An 18,824-nucleotide genomic window follows, 5' to 3' on the forward strand; every position below is an offset into this window, starting at 1 on the left:
CGAACCCGGAAGCTAAGCCTTACAGCGCCGATGGTACTGCAGGGGGGACCCTGTGGGAGAGTAGGACGCCGCCGAACTCCTTTTACAGCTCCGGCTCCTGGGCATCGCCCAGGAGCCGGAGCTTTTTGTCGTTGAGGTAGGGTCGGGGAGCATCATCGGTTCGTTTCCCACAGGAGGCCCCCGGGTGGAGGTCCAGGAGACACGCGTCCAGACGGACCGGGTCCTCACCATCCCCAACATCCTCAGCATGGCGAGGCTCGTCGGCGTACCGCTCTTCCTGTGGCTGATTCTGAGGCCGGAGTTCGGCGGACCCAAGAGTGACGGCTGGGCGCTGCTGGTGCTTGCGCTGAGCGGAATCAGCGACTACCTGGACGGCAAGCTCGCGCGGCGCTGGAACCAGATCAGCAGCCTCGGCCGGCTTCTGGATCCCGCGGCCGACCGGCTCTACATTCTCTCGACTTTGGTCGGCCTGACCTGGCGCGAGATTCTGCCACTCTGGTTGACCGCTGCACTTCTGGCGCGGGAGCTGGTTCTGCTGGTGATGGTGGGCATCCTCAGGCGGCACGGCTATCCGCCACCGCAGGTGAACTTCCTGGGGAAGGCAGCCACCTTCAACCTGATGTACGCCTTCCCGCTACTCCTGCTCAGTGACGGAACGGGATGGATCTCGTCACTCGCTGCTATTTTCGGATGGGCGTTCGCGGGATGGGGTACAACCCTCTACTGGTGGGCAGGAGTCCTCTACGTGGTACAAGTCCGCCGCCTGGTTCGTGCGGACGCCATGGCCGATTGAACTCACCGATTGTGCGGTCGTAGCGGCTCGATGGCCCCTAGCGAAAAAGTGCGCGACAATCTGGACGGGTGAAGTCGGCTAGACCGTCGTCTCTTGGAGGAGGACGCTTCCGACATGAAGGCCGTCGTGATGGCCGGAGGCGAAGGCACGCGCCTTCGCCCCATGACCTCTAGCATGCCCAAGCCGCTCCTGCCGGTGGCCAACCGGCCGATCATGGAGCATGTGCTGCGGCTGCTCAAAAGGCATGGGCTGAACGAGACCGTCGTAACCGTCCAGTTCCTGGCCTCCCTGGTCAAGAACTACTTCGGTGACGGTGAAGAGCTCGGAATGGAGCTCTCCTATGCCAACGAGGAGAAGCCACTCGGTACCGCCGGAAGCGTCAAGAACGCCGAGGAGGCGTTGAAGGACGATGCTTTCCTCGTCATCTCCGGCGATGCCCTGACCGACTTCGACCTCACCGAGCTGATCAATTTCCACAAGGAAAAGGGCGCCCTGGTCACGGTCTGCCTGACACGTGTGCCGAACCCGCTGGAGTTCGGCATCACGATCGTCGACGACGAGGGCAAGGTCGAGCGCTTCCTCGAGAAGCCGACCTGGGGCCAGGTCTTCTCGGACACCGTGAACACCGGCATCTACGTCATGGAGCCCGAGGTCTTCGACTACGTCGAAGCCGACGTGCCCGTCGACTGGTCCGGAGACGTCTTCCCTCAGCTGATGAAGGAGGGCAAGCCGATCTACGGCTATGTCGCGGAGGGCTACTGGGAGGACGTCGGCACGCACGAGAGCTACGTCAAGGCGCAGGCCGACGTGCTGGAGGGCAAGGTCGACGTCGAGATCGACGGCTTCGAGATCTCCCCCGGCGTATGGGTGGCGGAGGGCGCCGAGGTGCACCACGACGCCGTACTGCGCGGTCCGCTCTACATCGGGGACTACGCCAAGGTCGAGGCGGGCGCCGAGATCCGCGAGCACACCGTCGTCGGCTCCAACGTCGTCGTCAAGAGCGGGGCCTTCCTGCACAAGGCCGTGGTGCACGACAACGTCTACGTGGGCCAGCACAGCAACCTGCGCGGCTGCGTGGTCGGCAAGAACACCGACATCATGCGGGCGGCGCGGATCGAGGACGGCGCGGTCATCGGAGACGAGTGCCTGATCGGTGAAGAATCGATCGTGCAGGGCAACGTGCGCGTGTACCCGTTCAAGACCATCGAGGCCGGCGCCTTCGTCAACACCTCGGTGATCTGGGAGTCCAGAGGCCAGGCGCACCTCTTCGGGGCCCGCGGCGTCTCCGGCATCCTGAACGTGGAGATCACCCCCGAACTCGCGGTGCGGCTCGCCGGCGCCTACGCCACGACCCTCAAGAAGGGGGCGACGGTCACGACGGCCCGCGACCACTCCCGTGGTGCCCGCGCGCTCAAGCGGGCGGTCATCTCCGCGCTGCAGGCCAGCGCCATCGACGTACGCGACCTGGAGAACGTGCCGCTGCCCGTGGCCCGGCAGCAGACCGCGCGGGGCAGCGCCGGCGGCATCATGATCCGGACCAGCCCCGGGGTGCCGGACTCCGTGGACATCATGTTCTTCGACGGGCAGGGCGCGGACCTGTCACAGGCCAGCCAGCGCAAGCTCGACCGGGTGTTCGCGCGGCAGGAGTACCGGCGCGCGTTCCCCGGCGAGATCGGGGACCTGCACTTCCCGTCCAGCGTCTTCGACTCGTACACGGGATCGCTGCTGCGCAACGTGGACACGACCGGGGTCTCGGAGTCCGGGCTCAAGGTCGTCGTCGACGCGTCCAACGGCAGTGCCGGCCTCGTGCTGCCCAGTCTGCTGGGCAAGCTGGGAGTGGACTCGCTGACCGTCAACCCCGGACTCGACGAGTCGCGGCCCACGGAGACCGCCGAGGTACGGCGCGCGGGCCTGGTGCGGCTCGGTGAGATCGTCGCATCCTCGGGCGCGGCGTTCGGCGTGCGCTTCGACCCGGTCGGTGAGCGGCTGTCGCTGGTCGACGAGAAGGGGCGGATCGTCGAGGACGACCGCGCCCTGCTGGTCATGCTCGACCTGGTGGCGGCCGAGCGGCGCAGCGGGCGTGTGGCGCTTCCGGTCACCACGACGAGGATCGCCGAGCAGGTGGCCGCGTACCACGGTACGCAGGTGGAGTGGACGACGACCTCGCCGGACGACCTGACCCGGGTCGGCGGCGACGAGTCGACCATCTTCGGCGGCGACGGCAAGGGCGGTTTCATCGTCCCCGAGTTCAGCAGCGTCTTCGACGGCACCGCGGCCTTCGTGCGGCTGATCGGGCTGGTGGCGCGGACACAGCTCACCCTCAGCCAGATCGACGCCCGCATCCCGCGGGCGCACGTCCTCAAACGCGATCTGGCGACCCCGTGGGCCGTGAAGGGGCTCGTCATGCGGCGGGTCGTCGAAGCGGCCGGAGACCGCTTCGTGGACACCACCGACGGGGTACGGGTGGTGGAGACCGACGGGCGCTGGGTCATGGTGCTGCCGGACCCGGCCGAGGCCGTCACCCACCTGTGGGCGGAGGGGCCCGACGACGCGTCCGCCCAGGCCCTGCTGGACGAGTGGGCGGCCGTCGTGGACAGCGCCGGCCGCTGAGAAGCGCACCAGGCGGGCGTGCCGGACACGCGTCCCGGAAGGGGCCGGTCCGGCACGTCGGTGGGGCCATTCGGAGGTAGCGGGCGCGACGTGCGACGATGTGCGGCATGCCGCAGCAGCCCCCCGTTCGGAGTACACCCACGCGCCCTTCGCGGCCGGACGCGTCCATGTCGCTGCTCACCAACGTCATGGACCACAGCCTCGACGACGGCTACGCCGAGGCGGCCGACCGTAAGCGGGCCGCGGGCGCGGGCGGTGTGCCGAAGCCCCTGCGGGCCAGGCTCGGGCTGGCCGGGGGGCTGGTGCTCGCCGCCCTCGTGGTCACCGTCGGCGCCGCACAGGCGCGCGTGGCGGCTCCCGTCGTCGCCAAGGAGCGCCAGGAACTGATCGACCGGATCGACCGCGAGACCACGGCGGCCGACAAGCTCGAGAACTCCGTCGACGAGCTGCGCCGCGACGTGAGCGCGCGGCAGCGCGAGGCCCTCAGGCAGAGCGGCGGGGACCGGACCGAGTTGGTGGGCATCCTCTCGGGCGCCGTGGAGGTGCACGGACCGGGGGTGAAACTGGTCGTCGACGACGCCAAGGAAGCCACCACCGGGGGCGACGGCGACCCGCGCGAGACCTCCGGATTCTCCGACACCGGGCGGGTGCGCGACCGGGACATGCAGCGTGTGGTCAACGGGCTGTGGGAGTCCGGCGCCGAGGCGGTCTCCATCAACGGGCAGCGGCTGACGGCGCTGTCGGCCGTCCGGGCCGCGGGCGACGCGATACTGGTCGACAACAAGCCACTCGTGCCGCCGTATACGGTGCTCGCTGTGGGGGACGGCCAGAGACTCAGCACCAGGTTCCAGGACAGCGCCGACGGGCTGTATCTGCATGCCCTGCAGCAGAACTACGGCATCCGGACCGCCATCTCCGTGGAGGGGGACCTCCGGCTGCCCGCCGCACCGAGTGTGATCGTCCGCACAGCACAGCCGCACACCGAGAAGACCGAGAAGACTGAGAAGGGCACATCGTGATCGCCGTACTGGGCCTCGTCGTGGGAGTCGTGGCCGGACTGTTGGTCCGGCCTGAGGTTCCGGCGGTCGTCGAGCCTTACCTGCCGATCGCCGTCGTCGCGGCGCTGGACGCCGTCTTCGGAGGACTGCGGGCCATGCTCGACGGCATCTTCGACGACAAGGTCTTCGTGGTGTCCTTCCTGTCCAACGTCGTCGTCGCCGCGCTGATCGTGTTCCTGGGCGACAAGCTGGGCGTGGGGGCCCAGCTGTCCACCGGTGTCGTGGTCGTCCTCGGCATCCGGATCTTCTCCAACGCCGCGGCGATCCGCCGGCACGTGTTCCGGGCGTGAGGCCGATGAGCGACAAGGACGAGACGCCCGCGAACAGGCTGCGCGAGGAACTGCCCGAAGAGGTCCCGGCGCCGGCCCCGCCCCCCGCTCCCCGTACCCCCGCTGCCTCCGGGAACGGCCCGGAGAACGCCCCCGAGGGCGAAGCCGCCTCCGAGGCCGGGCTGACGGGACGGCAGCGGCTGGCGAAGGGGCTGTGGCCGCCGCGCGTGACCCGGGCCCAACTCATCGTCGCCCTGCTGCTGTTCGGTCTCGGCTTCGGTCTGGCCGTGCAGGTCGCCTCCAACAGCGACAGCGACAGCGCCCTGCGTGGCGCGCGTCAGGAGGATCTCGTCCGCATCCTCGATGAACTGGACGACCGCACACAACGTCTTGAAGACGAGAAGCAGGGGCTCGAGAAGCAGCGCGACGAGCTGGAGAACAGCTCGGACCAGGCCGAGGAGGCACGCAGGCAGACGGTCCAGAAGGAACGTCAACTGGGCGTCCTGGCGGGCACGGTGGCGGCTCAGGGCCCCGGCATCACCATGACGATCGAGGACCCGAAGGGAACGGTCGAGGCCGACATGCTGCTGGACGCGATCCAGGAGCTGCGCGCGGCGGGCGCGGAGGCGATACAGGTCAACGACGTGCGCGTCGTCGCGAGCACGTACCTCACCGAGTCGGGCAAGAGCGTGAGCGTCGACGGGAACAAGATCAACGCGCCCTATCGTTTCAAGGTCATCGGCAAGCCGGAGGACTTGGAGCCGGCGCTCAACATCCCTGGAGGCGTGGTGCAGACCCTCGAGAAGGAGCAGGCCACCGTTACCGTCGAGCGGTCGGACAAGATCGTCGTGGACGCCTTGCGAGCTGCGAAGCAGCCTGACTACGCTCGGTCGTCCGCCCAGTGAACCGGCGGTGCATGGGGGCCGTCCGGCAAGGGCATGAGGTTGCGGGGGGTCGGCGCACCGAAGGGGTGGCGCGTGGTGGAAACTGTCTGGTGGATACGGACGTTGTGAAGTTGTCCGGGTCGGCCGGCGTATGCAGTCAGGGTTCGTCCTGCCCCACGGGCGGGTCTGTTTCGGTCAAGGGGAATCGCCCGTGAAGTTGTTTGCGAAGTTGTTCGGCAAGAGCGCGCGAGAGGGCGGCGACAACGCGACGGCCCGCCATCGCGCACAGTCCGATGCGGAGGGCCAGCGCCCGCTGTTCCGGGACCAGGTCGCTGGTCCGGGCGGTGACATTTCCGGAGGCCAGGGCGCGGCGTCTGTTGACCCCGCGCAGTCCGGCGGCATAGGTTTCGGGCAACCGTCAACCTCAAGTACGGGTGGAGGGTTTTCCCCTATGTCGGCCCTGGTGTGTACGAGGTGCGGTAACCGCAACGCGGAGAGCAGCCGCTTCTGCTCGAACTGCGGCGCGCCGCTGCGGGCGGGCGCGGTCGCCGAGCGGCCGTCGGAGACGACGTCCACGATCTCCATCTCCGGTCTCGAGGCCTACGACGCCGAGGCCACCGGCCAGACGCCGATCCCGGCGCTGTCCCCGGAGGCGCAGGCGGCCGTGGACGCCCTGCCGCTGGGCTCGGCGCTCCTGGTGGTGCGCCGCGGGCCGAACTCGGGCAGCCGCTTCCTGCTGGACAGCGACCTGACCACGGCCGGGCGTCACCCGCAGAGCGACATCTTCCTGGACGACGTCACGGTCTCGCGCCGGCACGTGGAGTTCCGCCGCGCCGCGGACGGCTCGTTCACGGTGGCCGACGTGGGCAGCCTGAACGGCACGTACGTCAACCGCGAGCGGATCGACCAGGTCGCGCTGCACAACGGCGACGAAGTGCAGATCGGCAAGTACCGGCTGGTCTTCTACGCGAGCCAGCAGGGCTACTGACCCTCCTCCGGACGCGGTCCGGGGAGACCCCCAGGGAAGGTCCATGCTTCGATCACCGAGCGGCGGTGCCGGGCACGGCGCCGCCGCCAGGGACGGCGGCCTGATGAGCATCGGCTCGGTGCTGAACGTGCTGCGCGAGGAGTTCCCCGAAGTCACCATCTCCAAGATCCGCTTCCTGGAGTCGGAGGGCCTCATCGAGCCCCGGCGGACCCCGTCGGGGTATCGCAAGTTCAGCGCGCAGGACGTCGAGCGCCTCGGTCACGTCCTGCGGATGCAGCGGGACCACTATCTGCCGCTCAAGGTGATCCGCGAGCACCTGGAGGCCATGGAGCGCGGTGAGGCCGTGCCGCTGCCCGCGCTCGGCCGGCAGCGGGACGGCGAGACCGTCCAGGAGGCCGCCGAGCAGCCCACGGCGGCCCGGATCGGCCGGGCGGAGCTGCTGGCGGCCGCCGGGATCGGGGAAGAGGAACTCAGGGAGTGGGAGTCCTACGGGCTCGTCGTTCCGCTGCCGGACGGGGCCTACGACGCGGAGGCGGCCACCGTCGCCTCGCTCGTCGTCGAACTGGGCCGGTTCGGGATCGAGCCCCGGCACCTCAGGGCGATGCGGGCCGCGGCCGACCGCGAGGCCGGACTCATCGACCAGGTGGTGGCCCCGCTCAAGCGCCACCGCAATCCGCAGACCAGGGCTCACGCCGAGGCCCGCACGAAAGAGCTGGCCGCGCTCACGGTCAGGCTCCACACGGCGCTCGTGCAGACCGCCCTCGGTGTGCGCCTGCCCTGAGCGGACCCGCCACACGGCCGGGATCGGCCACCCGTTCCCTGCCCGACTACCCAAACGTCCCGGGCACGGCCTAGGGTTGCTGTGTGAACGAGCTCGATGTCGTAGGTGTCCGGGTGGAAATGCCCTCCAACCAACCGATCGTGCTCCTGCGTGAAGTGGGAGGCGACCGTTACCTCCCCATCTGGATCGGGCCGGGGGAGGCGACGGCGATCGCCTTCGCCCAGCAGGGCATGGCCCCCGCACGACCGCTGACCCACGACCTGTTCAAGGACGTGCTGGAGGCCGTCGGCCAGGAGCTCACCGAAGTGCGCATCACGGACCTGCGTGAGGGCGTCTTCTACGCGGAGCTGGTCTTCGCCAGCGGGGTAGAGGTGAGCGCCCGCCCGTCCGATGCCATAGCGCTGGCCCTGCGCACCGGAACGCCGATCTACGGCAGCGACGGGGTGCTCGACGACGCCGGCATCGCGATCCCCGACGAGCAGGAGGACGAGGTGGAGAAGTTCCGCGAATTCCTCGACCAGATCTCGCCGGAGGACTTCGGCACCAGCAGCCAATGAGGCGGGGCCGGTCCGGCGGGCGCCCCGGTGCGCCACGCGGGCCGGTGCACGGCCCGACAGGGGCCGGCCGCGGGTCTGCCGCCTGCGACGGCCTGCGGACGGTGAGGGCGTCCTGCGGCCTGCCCGGAGCGCATTCGGCTAGCCTTTCCCCGCGGTTGGCTGCGGGAAACCACTCGTAGGGTGATTATCACTCGGCGTGCCGAGTGTGGCGGTCGTTGACGCACCCCTGGTGGCTGCCTACCGTCGAGAAGGCAGGTCAAGGACGGAGGTCGGCGTGAGAAGCAGCGGCGACGGTACGGCTGGGGGTGCCCCCGGACACGGTCCCGGGGCGAGCGGTCCGTACCCTTCCCCGAGCTCTCGGCTCCGTGCGAGCGGGGAATACCCCCATCACGGCAGCGCGGCCGACCACGTTCCGCAGCGACCGGCGGCCGTGCCGAGCAGCGGAGGGGCGACGTCCATGGCGTCCGAGGAGATCGGCTACCGCGGTCCGACGGCCTGCGCGGCCGCCGGCATCACTTACCGGCAACTGGACTACTGGGCCCGTACCGGCCTCGTCGAGCCCAGCGTGCGCCCCGCCTACGGCTCGGGGACACAGCGGCTCTACAGCTTCCGTGACGTGGTCGTCCTGAAGATCGTCAAGCGCTTCCTGGACACCGGGGTGTCGCTGCAGAACATCCGCACCACCGTGCAGCACCTGAGGGAGCGCGGCTTCCGTGACCTGGAACGCATGACGCTGATGAGCGACGGCGCCACGGTCTACGAGTGCACCTCTCCCGACGAGGTCCACGCGTTGCTCCAAGGGGGTCAGGGCGTCTTCGGGATCGCCGTGGGCGTGGTGTGGCGGGACGTGGAGAACGCGCTGTCGCAGCTGCACGGGGAGCGCGTCGACACCGGCGAGACCCTCGTCGGGCACAATCCCACGGACGAGCTGGCACGGCGGCGCAACCGGGCGGTGTGAGGCCGGGCCCTCGTGCCCGCGACGTTGTCAGTGGCGTAGGGCAGCATCGGACATGTGAGAACCGCGCCCACGATCCTGCATCTCGACATGGATGCCTTCTACGCCTCGGCGGAGCAGGCAGCCAAGCCGAGTCTGCGCGGGAAGGCCGTCGTCGTGGGCGGGCTCGGGCCGCGTGGGGTGGTCGCCACCGCGTCGTACGAGGCCCGGGTCTTCGGGGTCCGCTCCGCCATGCCGATGGCGCAGGCCCGGCGGCTGGCGCCGAACGCGGCGTACCTCGTGCCGCGCTTCGCCTTCTACCGGTCGATCAGCGAACAGGTGATGGGGCTGTTGCACGCGCTGTCGCCGCTGGTGGAGCCGCTGAGCCTGGACGAGGCGTTCGTGGACCTGGAGGCCGGGGACGCCGCCTGGGACGAGGCGTCGGCGCGGCTGGTGGGGGAGCGGCTGCGCGCCGACATACGCGGCCTGACCGGGCTCACCGGGTCCGTGGGGCTCGCCGCCTGCAAGATGCTCGCGAAGATCGCCTCCGAGGAGGCCAAGCCCGACGGGCTGGTGGTGATCGAGCCGGGCACCGAGCGGGCCCTGCTCGAGCCGATGCCGGTGCGGATCCTGCCGGGTGTGGGACCGGCGACCGGGGACCACCTGCGGCGGGCCGGCATCACCACGGTCGGCGACATCGCCGAGGCGGGGGAGGACGAGCTGGTGCGGCTGCTGGGCAAGGCCCACGGACACGCCCTGTACGCCATGGCGCTGGCGCGCGACGACCGGCCGGTGGTGGCCGAGCGGGAGGCGAAGTCGGTGTCGGTCGAGGACACCTACGACGTCGACATCCACGACCGGATCCGGGTGGGCACGGAGGTGGGGCGGCTGGCCGACCGCTGCGTACGGCGGCTCCGCGCGGCCGGGCTGTCCGGACGGACCATCGTGCTGAAGGTCCGGCGCTACGACTTCTCCACGCTGACCCGTTCGGAGACGTTGCGGGGGCCGACCGACGATCCGGCGGTCGTGCGGGAGGCCGCCGCGCGGTTGCTGGAGTCGGTGGACACCACGGGAGGCGTGCGGCTGCTGGGGGTGGGGGTGAGCGGGCTGGCCGACTACACGCAGGAGGACCTGTTCGCGCAGGCGGCCGGGGAGCGGGACCGGGAGAGCGGGCAGCCGGACGAGCCCGAGGAGCTGCCGGTGGAGCGGCGGACGGCTCCGGCGGAGCGGCGCTGGCCCGCCGGGCACGACGTACGGCATGCCGGGTTCGGGCACGGGTGGGTACAGGGGAGCGGGCTCGGACGGGTGACCGTGCGGTTCGAGACGCCCGGCTCGCAGCCCGGGCGGGTGCGGACGTTCCGGGTCGACGACCCCGACCTGGAGCCGGCCGATCCGCTGCCGCTGGTGCCGCTGATGGCGGAGGGAGCGCGGGAACAGGTGGCCGGGGAGCCGTCCTATGCCTCGTCCGAGCCGGCCAGCCTGCCGAAGTCGTGGTCGGCGTCGTCGAAGGCGGACGGCGGGGCGACGTCCAGGCCGTAGTGGTGGTAGAGCTGCAGCTCCTGCTCGGGGGAGAGATGGCGGCCGACGCCGAAGTCGGGGGCGTCCTTGATCAGGGAGCGGTCGAAGGGGACGTGCAGGGCGCCCTCCACCAGTTCGCTGGGCTCCAGTGGGACGAAGGCGTCCCGGGAGAACAGTCCGGTGCGTATGGCGGCCCACTCCGGCAGACCGGTCGCGTCGTCGAGGTAGACCTCGTCGACGGTGCCGATCCTGGTGCCGTTGCGGTCGAACGCCTTGCGGCCGATCAGGTTGCGCGGATCGATGTCGGTCTGCACGGGCCCTCCTCCTGGTCGCACTCGTCATCACTACGAAAGAGCACAACGCGGCGGGCGGCCACTCGAAGGCCGGGGTGTCGTGCCCGCTGGTAGGCTGACTACGGCTGCTGACCCCGTGCGGGAGAGTCCTCCGGACATCACCGGAGGCGCCGAAGGAGCAAATCCTCCCCGGAATCTCTCAGGCTCACGTACCGCACGGACGAGGTCACTCTGGAAAGCAGAGCGGGTGTCGCCACGACCCCCGCTCTCACCGACGGTGCAAGCCGCAAGCCCTCGGGCGGCCCGGTGAAGCTCTCAGGTTGAGATGACAGAGGGGGAGGCCGTCCGGGTACCCGCGCCGTGGTGCCCCTCGAAGGTCGCGCAAGACCAGGAGGCCTCCGCAATGACCGCCCACCGCATTCCGCTCTCCGAGCTCGAGCAGGGCATCCCCTTCGAACAGCGCCACATCGGGCCCGACCAGGAAGCGCGGGCGAAGATGCTCGCCCAGGTCGGGTACGGCTCGCTGGACGAGCTCACCGCCGCCGCGGTGCCGGATGCGATCAAGAACGCCGACGCCCTCGACCTGCCGGGCGCGCGCACCGAGGCGGAGGTGCTCGCCGAACTGCGGTCGCTGGCCGAGCGCAACCAGGTCCTCGACTCCATGATCGGGCTCGGGTACTACGGCACGTTCACCCCGCCCGTCATCCTGCGCAACGTGCTGGAGAACCCGGCCTGGTACACGGCCTACACGCCCTACCAGCCGGAGATCTCCCAGGGCCGCCTCGAGGCGCTGCTGAACTTCCAGACCGTGGTCGCCGACCTCACCGGCCTGCCGACCTCCGGCGCCTCGCTGCTGGACGAGGGCACGGCGGCCGCCGAGGCCGTGGCGCTGTCCCGGCGCATGGGGAAGAACAAGAAGGGCCTCTTCCTCGTCGACGCCGACGCGCTGCCGCAGACCATCGCCGTGATCGAGACCCGCGCCGAGCCGACGGGCGTCGAGGTCGTGGTGGCCGACCTCAGCGACGGCATCCCGGCCGAGATCGCCGCGCGCGAGATCAACGGCGTGCTCGTCCAGTACCCCGGCGCCTCCGGTGCCGTACGCGACATCAAGCCGGTCATCGACCAGGCGCACGAGCTGGGCGCCCTGGTCACCGTGGCCGCCGACCTGCTCGCGCTGACGCTGCTGAAGTCGCCCGGCGAACTCGGCGCGGACATAGCGGTCGGCACGACCCAGCGGTTCGGCGTGCCCATGGGCTTCGGCGGTCCGCACGCCGGCTACATGGCCGTGCACGAGAAGTTCGCGCGCAGCCTGCCCGGGCGTCTGGTGGGCGTCTCCGTCGACGCCGACGGGAACAAGGCCTACCGGCTCGCGCTGCAGACGCGTGAGCAGCACATCCGCCGGGAGAAGGCCACCAGCAACATCTGCACCGCCCAGGTGCTGCTCGCCGTGATGGCCGGCATGTACGCCGTCTACCACGGCCCCGAGGGGCTGAAGGGCATCGCCCGGCGCACCCACCGGTACGCCGCGATCCTCGCCGAGGGCCTCCGGGCCGGCGGGGTCGACGTCGTGCACGGCGCCTACTTCGACACCCTGACCGTCCGCGTCCCGGCGAAGGCCGGCGAGGTCGTCGCCGCCGCGCGGCGGGGCGGGGTCAACCTGCACCTCGTCGACGCCGACCACGTCCTGATCGCCTGCGACGAGACGACCACGCGGGCGCGGCTGGACGCCGTATGGGCGGCTTTCGGCGTCGAGGGCGACGTCGAGGCGCTGGACACGGCGGCCGGGGACGCGCTGCCGGAGGCGCTGCTGCGCACCGACGGCTACCTCGACCACCCCGTCTTCCACCAGTACCGCTCCGAGACCGCCATGCTGCGCTACCTGCGCCGCCTGGCCGACCGTGACTACGCGCTCGACCGCGGCATGATCCCGCTGGGCTCCTGCACGATGAAGCTCAACGCGACCACGGAGATGGAGCCGATCACCTGGCCCGAGTTCGGGCAGCTGCACCCCTTCGTGCCCGTGGAGCAGGCGCAGGGCTACCTCACCCTCATCCACGAGCTGGAGGAGCGTCTCGCCGAGGTCACCGGCTACGACAAGGTGTCCCTCCAGCCCAACGCCGGGTCCCAGGGCGAGCTGGCCGGCCTGCTCGCCGTGCGCGGCTACCACCGCGCCAACGGCGACGAGCAGCGTACGGTCTGCCTGATCCCGTCCTCCGCGCACGGCACCAACGCCGCCAGCGCCGCGATGGCCGGCATGAAGGTCGTCGTCGTGAAGACCGCCGAGGACGGCGAGATCGACGTCGCGGACCTGCGGGCCAAGATCGAGCAGTACCGCGACGAACTGGCGGTGCTGATGATCACCTACCCGTCGACGCACGGCGTGTTCGAGGAGCACGTCGCCGACATCTGCGCCCAGGTGCACGAGGCGGGCGGGCAGGTGTACGTGGACGGCGCCAACCTCAACGCCCTGGTCGGCCTGGCCAAGCCGGGCCACTTCGGCGGTGACGTCTCCCACCTGAACCTGCACAAGACGTTCTGCATCCCGCACGGCGGCGGTGGCCCCGGCGTCGGCCCGGTCGGGGTGCGCGCGCACCTGGCGCCGTACCTGCCGAACCACCCGCTGCAGCCGGAGGCCGGTCCGGAGACCGGCGTGGGCCCCGTCTCGGCGGCTCCCTGGGGGTCGGCGGGCATCCTGCCCATCTCCTGGACGTACGTCCGCCTGATGGGCGGTGAGGGGCTGAAGCGGGCCACGCAGGTGGCGGTGCTGAGCGCCAACTACGTCGCCAAGCGCCTGGAGCCGCACTACCCGGTGCTGTACACCGGCCCCGGCGGCCTGGTCGCGCACGAGTGCATCATCGACCTGCGGCCGCTGACCAAGGCGACCGGCGTGAGCGTCGACGACGTCGCCAAGCGGCTGATCGACTACGGCTTCCACGCGCCGACCATGTCGTTCCCGGTGGCCGGGACGCTGATGATCGAGCCGACCGAGTCCGAGGACCTGACCGAGCTCGACCGGTTCTGCGACGCGATGATCGCGATCCGCGCGGAGATCGAGAAGGTCGGCTCCGGCGAGTGGCCCGCCGAGGACAACCCGCTGCGCAACGCGCCGCACACGGCGGCCGCGCTGACCGGCGAGTGGGAGCACGCCTACACCCGCGAGGAGGCCGTCTTCCCGGCCGGCGGCTCCCCTGCCGACAAGTACTGGCCGCCGGTGCGCCGCATCGACCAGGCCTTCGGCGACCGCAACCTGGTGTGCTCGTGCCCGCCGCCGGACGCCTACGAGGACTGACGGCGGAGGCGTGACCGACCGCGGTCACGGCCGGCCGCGGCGCCGGACGCACGGTGAGAGGGCCCCGCTTCGGCGGGGCCCTCGCGCGTCATGCCGTCGCCAGCGCGACCTCGGTCGACTTGATCAGGGCCACCACGGGGGTGCCGGTCGCCAGCGCCAGGTCCTGTGCGGCGTCCTCGGTGATCGCGGAGGTCAGCTCGCCGCCCTCCACGGCGACCTCCACCGAGGCCATCGCGCGGCCGGCGGTGATGCCGGTGACCGTGCCGGGGAGCCGGTTGCGGATGGACAGACCCTCGACCGGGCCGGTGGCGAGGGCCACCTCCGTCGACTTCACCAGCGCGTGGACGGCGGAGCCCGCCTCGAGTCCGAGTTCCTCCACGGCGTCCAGGGTGATCGCCGCGGTGAGGTCCTGTCCCCCGGCGAGACGGACCTTGACGGTGGCCATCACCTTGCCGCGGGTGACGTCGGTGACGGTGCCGGGGAACTGGTTGCGGATGCTCAGGGTCATGGTCGCCCACCGTAGTGGGCGGGGTGCGTCAGGCCGGGTAGGCGTGCGTCTGCGTCGCCTTGACCGTCGCCCAGACCGGTGCGCCGGGGTGCAGGCCGAGCTCGGCCGCGGCGACCGTGGTGAGGTCGGCGGCCAGCGGGAGCTCGCCGGTGAGGTCCACGCGGATCTGGTCGCCGTGGGTCTCCAGGCCGGCCACCTCGCAGTGCCAGAGGTTGCGGGCGCTGGAGCCGGTGGGGCGGGTCCGGTGCAGGGTGACGGCGCCGGGCGGGAAGGCCACGAAGGCCGGGCCGGAGAGCACCTCGGTCGTGGTGACGGACGGTCCGGCGTCCAGCCGGACGGTGTGGCCGTCGGCCTGCCCGCGGTAGAGGTTCAGCCCGACCAGCTGGGCGATGTAGTCGGTGCGGGGGCGACGGGCGATGTCCGACGGGGCGCCCTCCTGCACGACACGGCCGTGCTCGACGACCACCAGGCGGTCGGCCAGCACCATGGCGTCCAGCGGGTCGTGCGTGACCAGGACGGCGACGGCCTCGAAGTCGGCCAGGTGGCGGCGGAGCCGGGCGCGGACCTCCAGCCGGGTGCGCGCGTCGAGCGCGGCCAGGGGTTCGTCCAGCAGGAGCAGCCGGGGCCGGGTGGCCAGGGCGCGGGCGAGCGCGACGCGCTGGGCCTGGCCGCCGGACAGCCGGCGCGGCTTGACGCCGGCGTGGTCGGCCAGGCCCATGCGGTCCAGCAGCTCGGCTGCCAGGGCGCGGGCCTCCGCCTTCGTCGCGCCCTGGCAGCGGGGGCCGAAGGCCACGTTGTCGAGGGCGGTCAGGTGCGGGAAGAGCAGGTAGTCCTGGAAGACGACGCCGACCGGGCGGGCTTCGGGCGGCGTACGGTCCAGTTCGGCGCCGTCGAGGCGCAGGTGGCCGCCGGTGAGCGGGACGAGGCCGGCCAGGGCGCGCAGGGCGGTGGTCTTGCCGGCGCCGTTGGGGCCGAGGAGGGCGACCACGTCGCCGGGGGCGGCGGTGAGGGTGATGTCGAGGCGGAAGGCCGCGCGGTCCACGACGAGACGGGCGTCGAGCCCCGCGTCCGGGTGGCCGGGTGGTGGCTGGTGCCCGGCCTTTCCGGGTGTTTCGGCGGGGGGTCGGCTCCGGGCCGTGCGGGGGATGTCGGCGGGGGCCCCGCGGGGCGCGTCGGCCGGGGGCCGGTTGCCGGCCGTGCCGGTGGCGTCCGTGGGGGGCTCGGGGGTGCCGGGGGCCGGCGAGGGCGGGTTGGTCATGAGGTCGTCATCCAGCGGTCCCTCAGGCCCGCCAGGACCGCGATCGACACCGTCAGCAGCACCAGGCTGAGGGCGATCGCGGCGGCGGGGTCGTTCTGCAGGGCGAGGTAGACCGCGAGCGGCATGGTCTGGGTGCGGCCTGGGAAGTTGCCCGCGAACGTGATCGTCGCGCCGAACTCGCCCAGGGCCCGCGCCCAGGCGAGTACGGCTCCCGCGGCGATGCCCGGGGCGACCAGCGGCAGCGTCACCCGGCGGAACGCGGTGAAGCGGGACGCGCCCAGGGTGGTGGCCGCCTCCTCGTAGCGCGGGTCGGCGGCGCGCAGGGTGCCCTCCACGCTGATGACCAGGAACGGCATCGCCACGAACGTCTCGGCGAGCACGACCCCGGCGGTCGTGAAGGGCAGGGTGACGCCGAACCAGGCGTCCAGCCACCGGCCGACCACTCCGTTGCGGCCGAGCGCGAGGAGCAGCGCCACACCGCCCACCACGGGCGGCAGCACGAGCGGCAGGGTCACCAGCGCGCGGACCAGGCCCCGCCCGGGGAAGTCGGTGCGGGCCAGCAGCCAGGCCAGCGGCACGCCGATCACCAGGCTCACCGCGGTCGCCGCCGTCGCGCACAGCAGCGACAGCCGCAGGGCCTGCCACACCGCGGCGCTGGTCAGCTGGTCCGGCAGGGTGCTCCACGGCGCCCGCACGAGCAGGGCGGCCAGCGGCAGCAGCAGGAACACCAGGCCCACGAGGGCGGGCAGCAGGAGGGGCAGCGGAACCTGTCGCCCGCTCGCCCGCCCGGTCCGGCGGCCGTCGCGGGCGCCGTCGCGCCGCGGCCCGCCCTTGAGAAGGTCGGCCGCGGCGGCGGAGCTGTCGGGCGCGGTCACGGCTCGAGGAACCCGGCCCGGGTCAGCACCTTCCGGCCCTCGGCGGACTCGACCAGGTCGATGAACGCCTTCCCCGCCCGGGCGTTGGGGGCGTTCTTGAGCAGGGCGACCGGATAGTCGTTGACGGCGTCGGCCGACTCGGGGAACTCCACGCCTTCCACCTTGTCACCGGCGGCCTTCACGTCCGTCCGGTACACGACGGCGGCGTCGGCCTCCTTCAGCTCGACCTTGGTCAGGGCGGCCTTGACGTCCTGCTCGTAGGAGACCGGCGTCAGCTCGAGCCCGGCGGCGGCCAGCGCCTTCCGGGCCGCGGCTCCGCAGGGCACGGTCCTGTCGCACAGCACGACCTTGAGGCCCGACTTCGTGAGGTCCTTCAGGGAGGAGATCCGGTCGGGGTTGCCCGGCAGGGTGGCGATCTCCAGCCGGTTGCGCACGAAGACCGTGGGCGTGCCGGCCGCGTCCTTCCGGTCCGTCACGATCGCCATCGTCTTCGGACTGGCGGCGGCGAAGACGTCGGCCGGGGCGCCGCCGGTGATGTTCGCGGCGAGGGTGTCGCTGCCGCCGAAGCTGAAGGTCACCTCGGTGCCGGGGTGCTCCTCCTGGAACTTCTTGCCCAGTGCGGTGAAGCTCTCCTGGAGCGAGGCCGCGGCGAAGACGGTGACCGTGCCGGACAGCTTCGGCGACGAGGACGCCGCGGCCCCGGAAGCACCGGGGGAGTCCGAGCCCGCGGAGGAGCAGGCGCTCAGCAGCAGCAGCGCCGCGGCTCCCGCGCCGGCCGGCCGCAGGGTACGGCGGGTCGGGCGGGTCCGGCGCGCGCAGCGGATCGTCACAGTGGCCACTCCTTCTGTCGGTCACGGAGAGGACCGTCGGCCCCCGTCCCCTGTGCCGATCCTACTGGCGCATCTGCGAGACGTAAGCCCTCATTGGCGTCGCAAGAGCGATGGTATTGAGATTTTCAGGGGTGCAAGTGCGGTCACGCGGACGAGCTTCACGCGCGGTCGACATGAACGTTTGTCGACTTCACTCGGGCGGTGGCCTCCATGCCGACCTCCAGCCCCAGTTCCTCGACCGCCTCGCGGGTCAGCAGCGAGACCAGCCGGTGCGGGCCGGCCTGGATCTCGACCTGGGCGGCCACGTCGCCGAGTTTGATCGCGGTGACGATGCCGGGGAAGGCGTTGCGGACCGAGGTGTACGGCGTCTCCTCCTCGCCGCCGCTGCCGGACCCGGCGAGTTCGACCGAGAACGCGGCCAGGTCGCGCCCGTCGATGAGCCGTCGTCCGCTGTCGTCGCGGTGGGTCGCCACCCGGCCCGCGTCCGCCCAGCGGCGCGCGGTGTCCGGGCTCACGCCGAGCAGTCGTGCTGCCTGGCCGATCGTGTAGGACTGCATGCGGATCACGATAGGGCGGTTCACGGGCCGCGTGTGGGCCTGGGCGGGGCCGCGTGCGGGCCTGGGTGCGGGCCGCACGTGGGCAGTCGGCGCGCGCCGCATGCGGGCGCGGGTGTGGGGTCCGCGGGGGCGGTTCGCGCGTGGTCGGCTGCGTTCCCGGCGGGGTTCGCCGGTCGGGCCGAGCTTCCGCTGTTCCCACCGTAAAGTTCGCCAATGAAGTCGAAACTTTCGACAGGTCGAGCGAGTGTGACGCATGCGGACCTTCGGCGATCCCGTCATCGGCGGTCTCCGTCCCGACCCGAGCACGTGCCCGGGGCGGATCGACGTGCCGTCGCCGGGGTGCGCCTGGCGCGCATCGAACCCGGGACCGGGAAGGCGCCGGAGGGGCCGAGGGTGGCACCGCGCACGGGCAACGGCGTCTCCGTCGCCCGTGCCCGACCCGCGCGGCCCCTGCGAGCCGGCGCGGGACAACCCGGTCCTGTCGCACCGCAGCACCGACCTGCCGGTCCGGTGCGCGGGCCACGCCGATCCGGCCCAGGCGCCCGACGGCAGCCGGTGGACGGTGCTCCTGGCACCCCTGCCCGCCCGAACCGGTGCGCGACGACTTCGACGCGGCCGGCCTGGCGCCGTACTGGATCTCGCCGCGCAGTCGGCCGCGGCATCCCGACTGCCGCGTCGCGGCACGGCGAACGGACCCGGGCACGAGCCGCGGCGGGCTCTCGGTGCGCATGGGCGAGGCGCACCACTAGGGTCTGTCGTCAAATGATCTTTGGTCGGGGATCATGGTCGGGTGATACGTCGCCATGAACTGTCGGATGCCGA

17 protein-coding genes, 1 rRNA gene and 1 riboswitch are annotated in these 18,824 nt (G+C 71.5%); of the genes, 12 read left to right on the forward strand and 6 right to left on the reverse strand.

The window, feature by feature from the left end; all coding sequences use genetic code 11:
* The 11 genes from rrf to VKA29_RS20450 form a co-directional block, all read left to right on the forward strand.
* Positions 1-77, forward strand: a 5S ribosomal RNA gene (rrf, locus tag VKA29_RS20400); the annotation flags it as partial.
* A 107-nt stretch (positions 78-184) separates the two neighbouring features.
* The gene (locus tag VKA29_RS20405; protein ID WP_324787318.1) at positions 185-793 is read left to right on the forward strand and encodes a CDP-alcohol phosphatidyltransferase family protein; all 609 of its coding nucleotides are present in this window, start codon (positions 185-187) and stop codon (positions 791-793) included.
* Between the two features lie 114 nt (positions 794-907).
* Positions 908-3,403, forward strand: a complete 2,496-nt coding sequence (locus VKA29_RS20410) for a mannose-1-phosphate guanyltransferase (RefSeq protein ID WP_324787319.1) — start codon at positions 908-910, stop codon at positions 3,401-3,403.
* Positions 3,404-3,510: 107 nt separating this feature from the next.
* Positions 3,511-4,422 carry a DUF881 domain-containing protein gene (locus VKA29_RS20415; protein WP_324787320.1) on the forward strand — a complete coding sequence of 304 codons (912 nt, stop codon included), beginning with the start codon at positions 3,511-3,513 and terminating at the stop codon, positions 4,420-4,422.
* The gene (locus tag VKA29_RS20420) at positions 4,419-4,751 is read left to right on the forward strand and encodes a small basic family protein (RefSeq protein WP_003988855.1); all 333 of its coding nucleotides are present in this window, start codon (positions 4,419-4,421) and stop codon (positions 4,749-4,751) included. Before VKA29_RS20415 ends, VKA29_RS20420 begins: the two co-directional genes overlap by 4 nt.
* Positions 4,752-4,756: 5 nt before the next feature.
* Positions 4,757-5,635 carry a DUF881 domain-containing protein gene (locus VKA29_RS20425; protein ID WP_324787321.1) on the forward strand — a complete coding sequence of 293 codons (879 nt, stop codon included), beginning with the start codon at positions 4,757-4,759 and terminating at the stop codon, positions 5,633-5,635.
* A gap of 130 nt (positions 5,636-5,765) precedes the next feature.
* Positions 5,766-6,602 carry an FHA domain-containing protein gene (locus tag VKA29_RS20430; protein ID WP_324787322.1) on the forward strand — a complete coding sequence of 279 codons (837 nt, stop codon included), beginning with the start codon at positions 5,766-5,768 and terminating at the stop codon, positions 6,600-6,602.
* Positions 6,603-6,645: 43 nt separating this feature from the next.
* On the forward strand, positions 6,646-7,383 hold the full coding sequence (locus VKA29_RS20435) for a MerR family transcriptional regulator (RefSeq protein WP_324787323.1): 738 nt from the start codon (positions 6,646-6,648) through the stop codon (positions 7,381-7,383).
* A gap of 83 nt (positions 7,384-7,466) precedes the next feature.
* A complete protein-coding gene (locus tag VKA29_RS20440) occupies positions 7,467-7,940 on the forward strand; it encodes a bifunctional nuclease family protein (RefSeq protein ID WP_004002801.1) in 474 nt (157 codons plus the stop codon).
* A 274-nt stretch (positions 7,941-8,214) separates the two neighbouring features.
* Positions 8,215-8,898, forward strand: a complete 684-nt coding sequence (locus tag VKA29_RS20445) for a MerR family transcriptional regulator (protein ID WP_324787324.1) — start codon at positions 8,215-8,217, stop codon at positions 8,896-8,898.
* 54 nt (positions 8,899-8,952) lie between these two features.
* Positions 8,953-10,413 carry a DNA polymerase IV gene (locus tag VKA29_RS20450; protein ID WP_324787325.1) on the forward strand — a complete coding sequence of 487 codons (1,461 nt, stop codon included), beginning with the start codon at positions 8,953-8,955 and terminating at the stop codon, positions 10,411-10,413.
* Here VKA29_RS20450 and VKA29_RS20455 read toward each other — a convergent pair.
* A complete protein-coding gene (locus VKA29_RS20455) occupies positions 10,329-10,706 on the reverse strand; it encodes a PRC-barrel domain-containing protein (RefSeq protein WP_324787326.1) in 378 nt (125 codons plus the stop codon). The two genes, VKA29_RS20450 and VKA29_RS20455, sit on opposite strands and share 85 nt — an antisense overlap.
* A 108-nt stretch (positions 10,707-10,814) precedes the next feature.
* Positions 10,815-10,910: riboswitch (glycine riboswitch) on the forward strand.
* A 178-nt stretch (positions 10,911-11,088) separates the two neighbouring features.
* Here VKA29_RS20455 and gcvP point away from each other — a divergent pair.
* Complete coding sequence (gcvP, locus tag VKA29_RS20460; RefSeq protein WP_324787327.1) at positions 11,089-13,974, forward strand: aminomethyl-transferring glycine dehydrogenase; 2,886 nt, start codon at positions 11,089-11,091, stop codon at positions 13,972-13,974.
* 88 nt (positions 13,975-14,062) lie between these two features.
* On the opposite strand, the gene VKA29_RS20465 is transcribed toward gcvP, so the two are convergent.
* The 5 genes from VKA29_RS20465 to VKA29_RS20485 all read right to left on the reverse strand — a co-directional run bounded on the left by VKA29_RS20465 (position 14,063) and on the right by VKA29_RS20485 (position 18,002).
* Positions 14,063-14,482, reverse strand: coding sequence for a TOBE domain-containing protein (locus VKA29_RS20465; protein ID WP_324787328.1), 420 nt, complete (start codon positions 14,480-14,482; stop codon positions 14,063-14,065).
* Positions 14,483-14,510: 28 nt separating this feature from the next.
* Positions 14,511-15,740, reverse strand: a complete 1,230-nt coding sequence (locus VKA29_RS20470) for an ABC transporter ATP-binding protein (protein WP_324787329.1) — start codon at positions 15,738-15,740, stop codon at positions 14,511-14,513.
* Entirely contained in the window at positions 15,737-16,615 is an 879-nt protein-coding gene (gene modB, locus VKA29_RS20475; protein WP_324787330.1) for a molybdate ABC transporter permease subunit, read from the reverse strand. Before modB ends, VKA29_RS20470 begins: the two co-directional genes overlap by 4 nt.
* Positions 16,612-17,445, reverse strand: a complete 834-nt coding sequence (modA, locus tag VKA29_RS20480) for a molybdate ABC transporter substrate-binding protein (protein ID WP_324787331.1) — start codon at positions 17,443-17,445, stop codon at positions 16,612-16,614. Before modA ends, modB begins: the two co-directional genes overlap by 4 nt.
* A gap of 158 nt (positions 17,446-17,603) precedes the next feature.
* Positions 17,604-18,002, reverse strand: coding sequence for a TOBE domain-containing protein (locus tag VKA29_RS20485; RefSeq protein WP_324787332.1), 399 nt, complete (start codon positions 18,000-18,002; stop codon positions 17,604-17,606).
* Positions 18,003-18,824 lie beyond the last annotated feature (822 nt).

The sequence above is a fragment of the Streptomyces sp. H51 genome (assembly GCF_035656535.1).
Lineage (GTDB): Bacteria > Actinomycetota > Actinomycetes > Streptomycetales > Streptomycetaceae > Streptomyces.

What these genes read in the sequence shown, in the direction of transcription:
- VKA29_RS20410 (WP_324787319.1), top strand. Translation starts at nt 908, where the DNA reads ATGAAGGCCGTCGTGATGGCCGGAGGCGAAGGCACGCGCCTTCGCCCC.
- VKA29_RS20415 (WP_324787320.1), top strand. Translation starts at nt 3,511, where the DNA reads ATGCCGCAGCAGCCCCCCGTTCGGAGTACACCCACGCGCCCTTCGCGG.
- VKA29_RS20425 (WP_324787321.1), top strand. Translation starts at nt 4,757, where the DNA reads ATGAGCGACAAGGACGAGACGCCCGCGAACAGGCTGCGCGAGGAACTG.
- VKA29_RS20430 (WP_324787322.1), top strand. Translation starts at nt 5,766, where the DNA reads ATGCAGTCAGGGTTCGTCCTGCCCCACGGGCGGGTCTGTTTCGGTCAA.
- VKA29_RS20435 (WP_324787323.1), top strand. Translation starts at nt 6,646, where the DNA reads ATGCTTCGATCACCGAGCGGCGGTGCCGGGCACGGCGCCGCCGCCAGG.
- gcvP (WP_324787327.1), top strand. Translation starts at nt 11,089, where the DNA reads ATGACCGCCCACCGCATTCCGCTCTCCGAGCTCGAGCAGGGCATCCCC.
- VKA29_RS20465 (WP_324787328.1), bottom strand. Translation starts at nt 14,482, where the DNA reads ATGACCCTGAGCATCCGCAACCAGTTCCCCGGCACCGTCACCGACGTC.
- VKA29_RS20470 (WP_324787329.1), bottom strand. Translation starts at nt 15,740, where the DNA reads ATGACCAACCCGCCCTCGCCGGCCCCCGGCACCCCCGAGCCCCCCACG.
- VKA29_RS20485 (WP_324787332.1), bottom strand. Translation starts at nt 18,002, where the DNA reads ATGCAGTCCTACACGATCGGCCAGGCAGCACGACTGCTCGGCGTGAGC.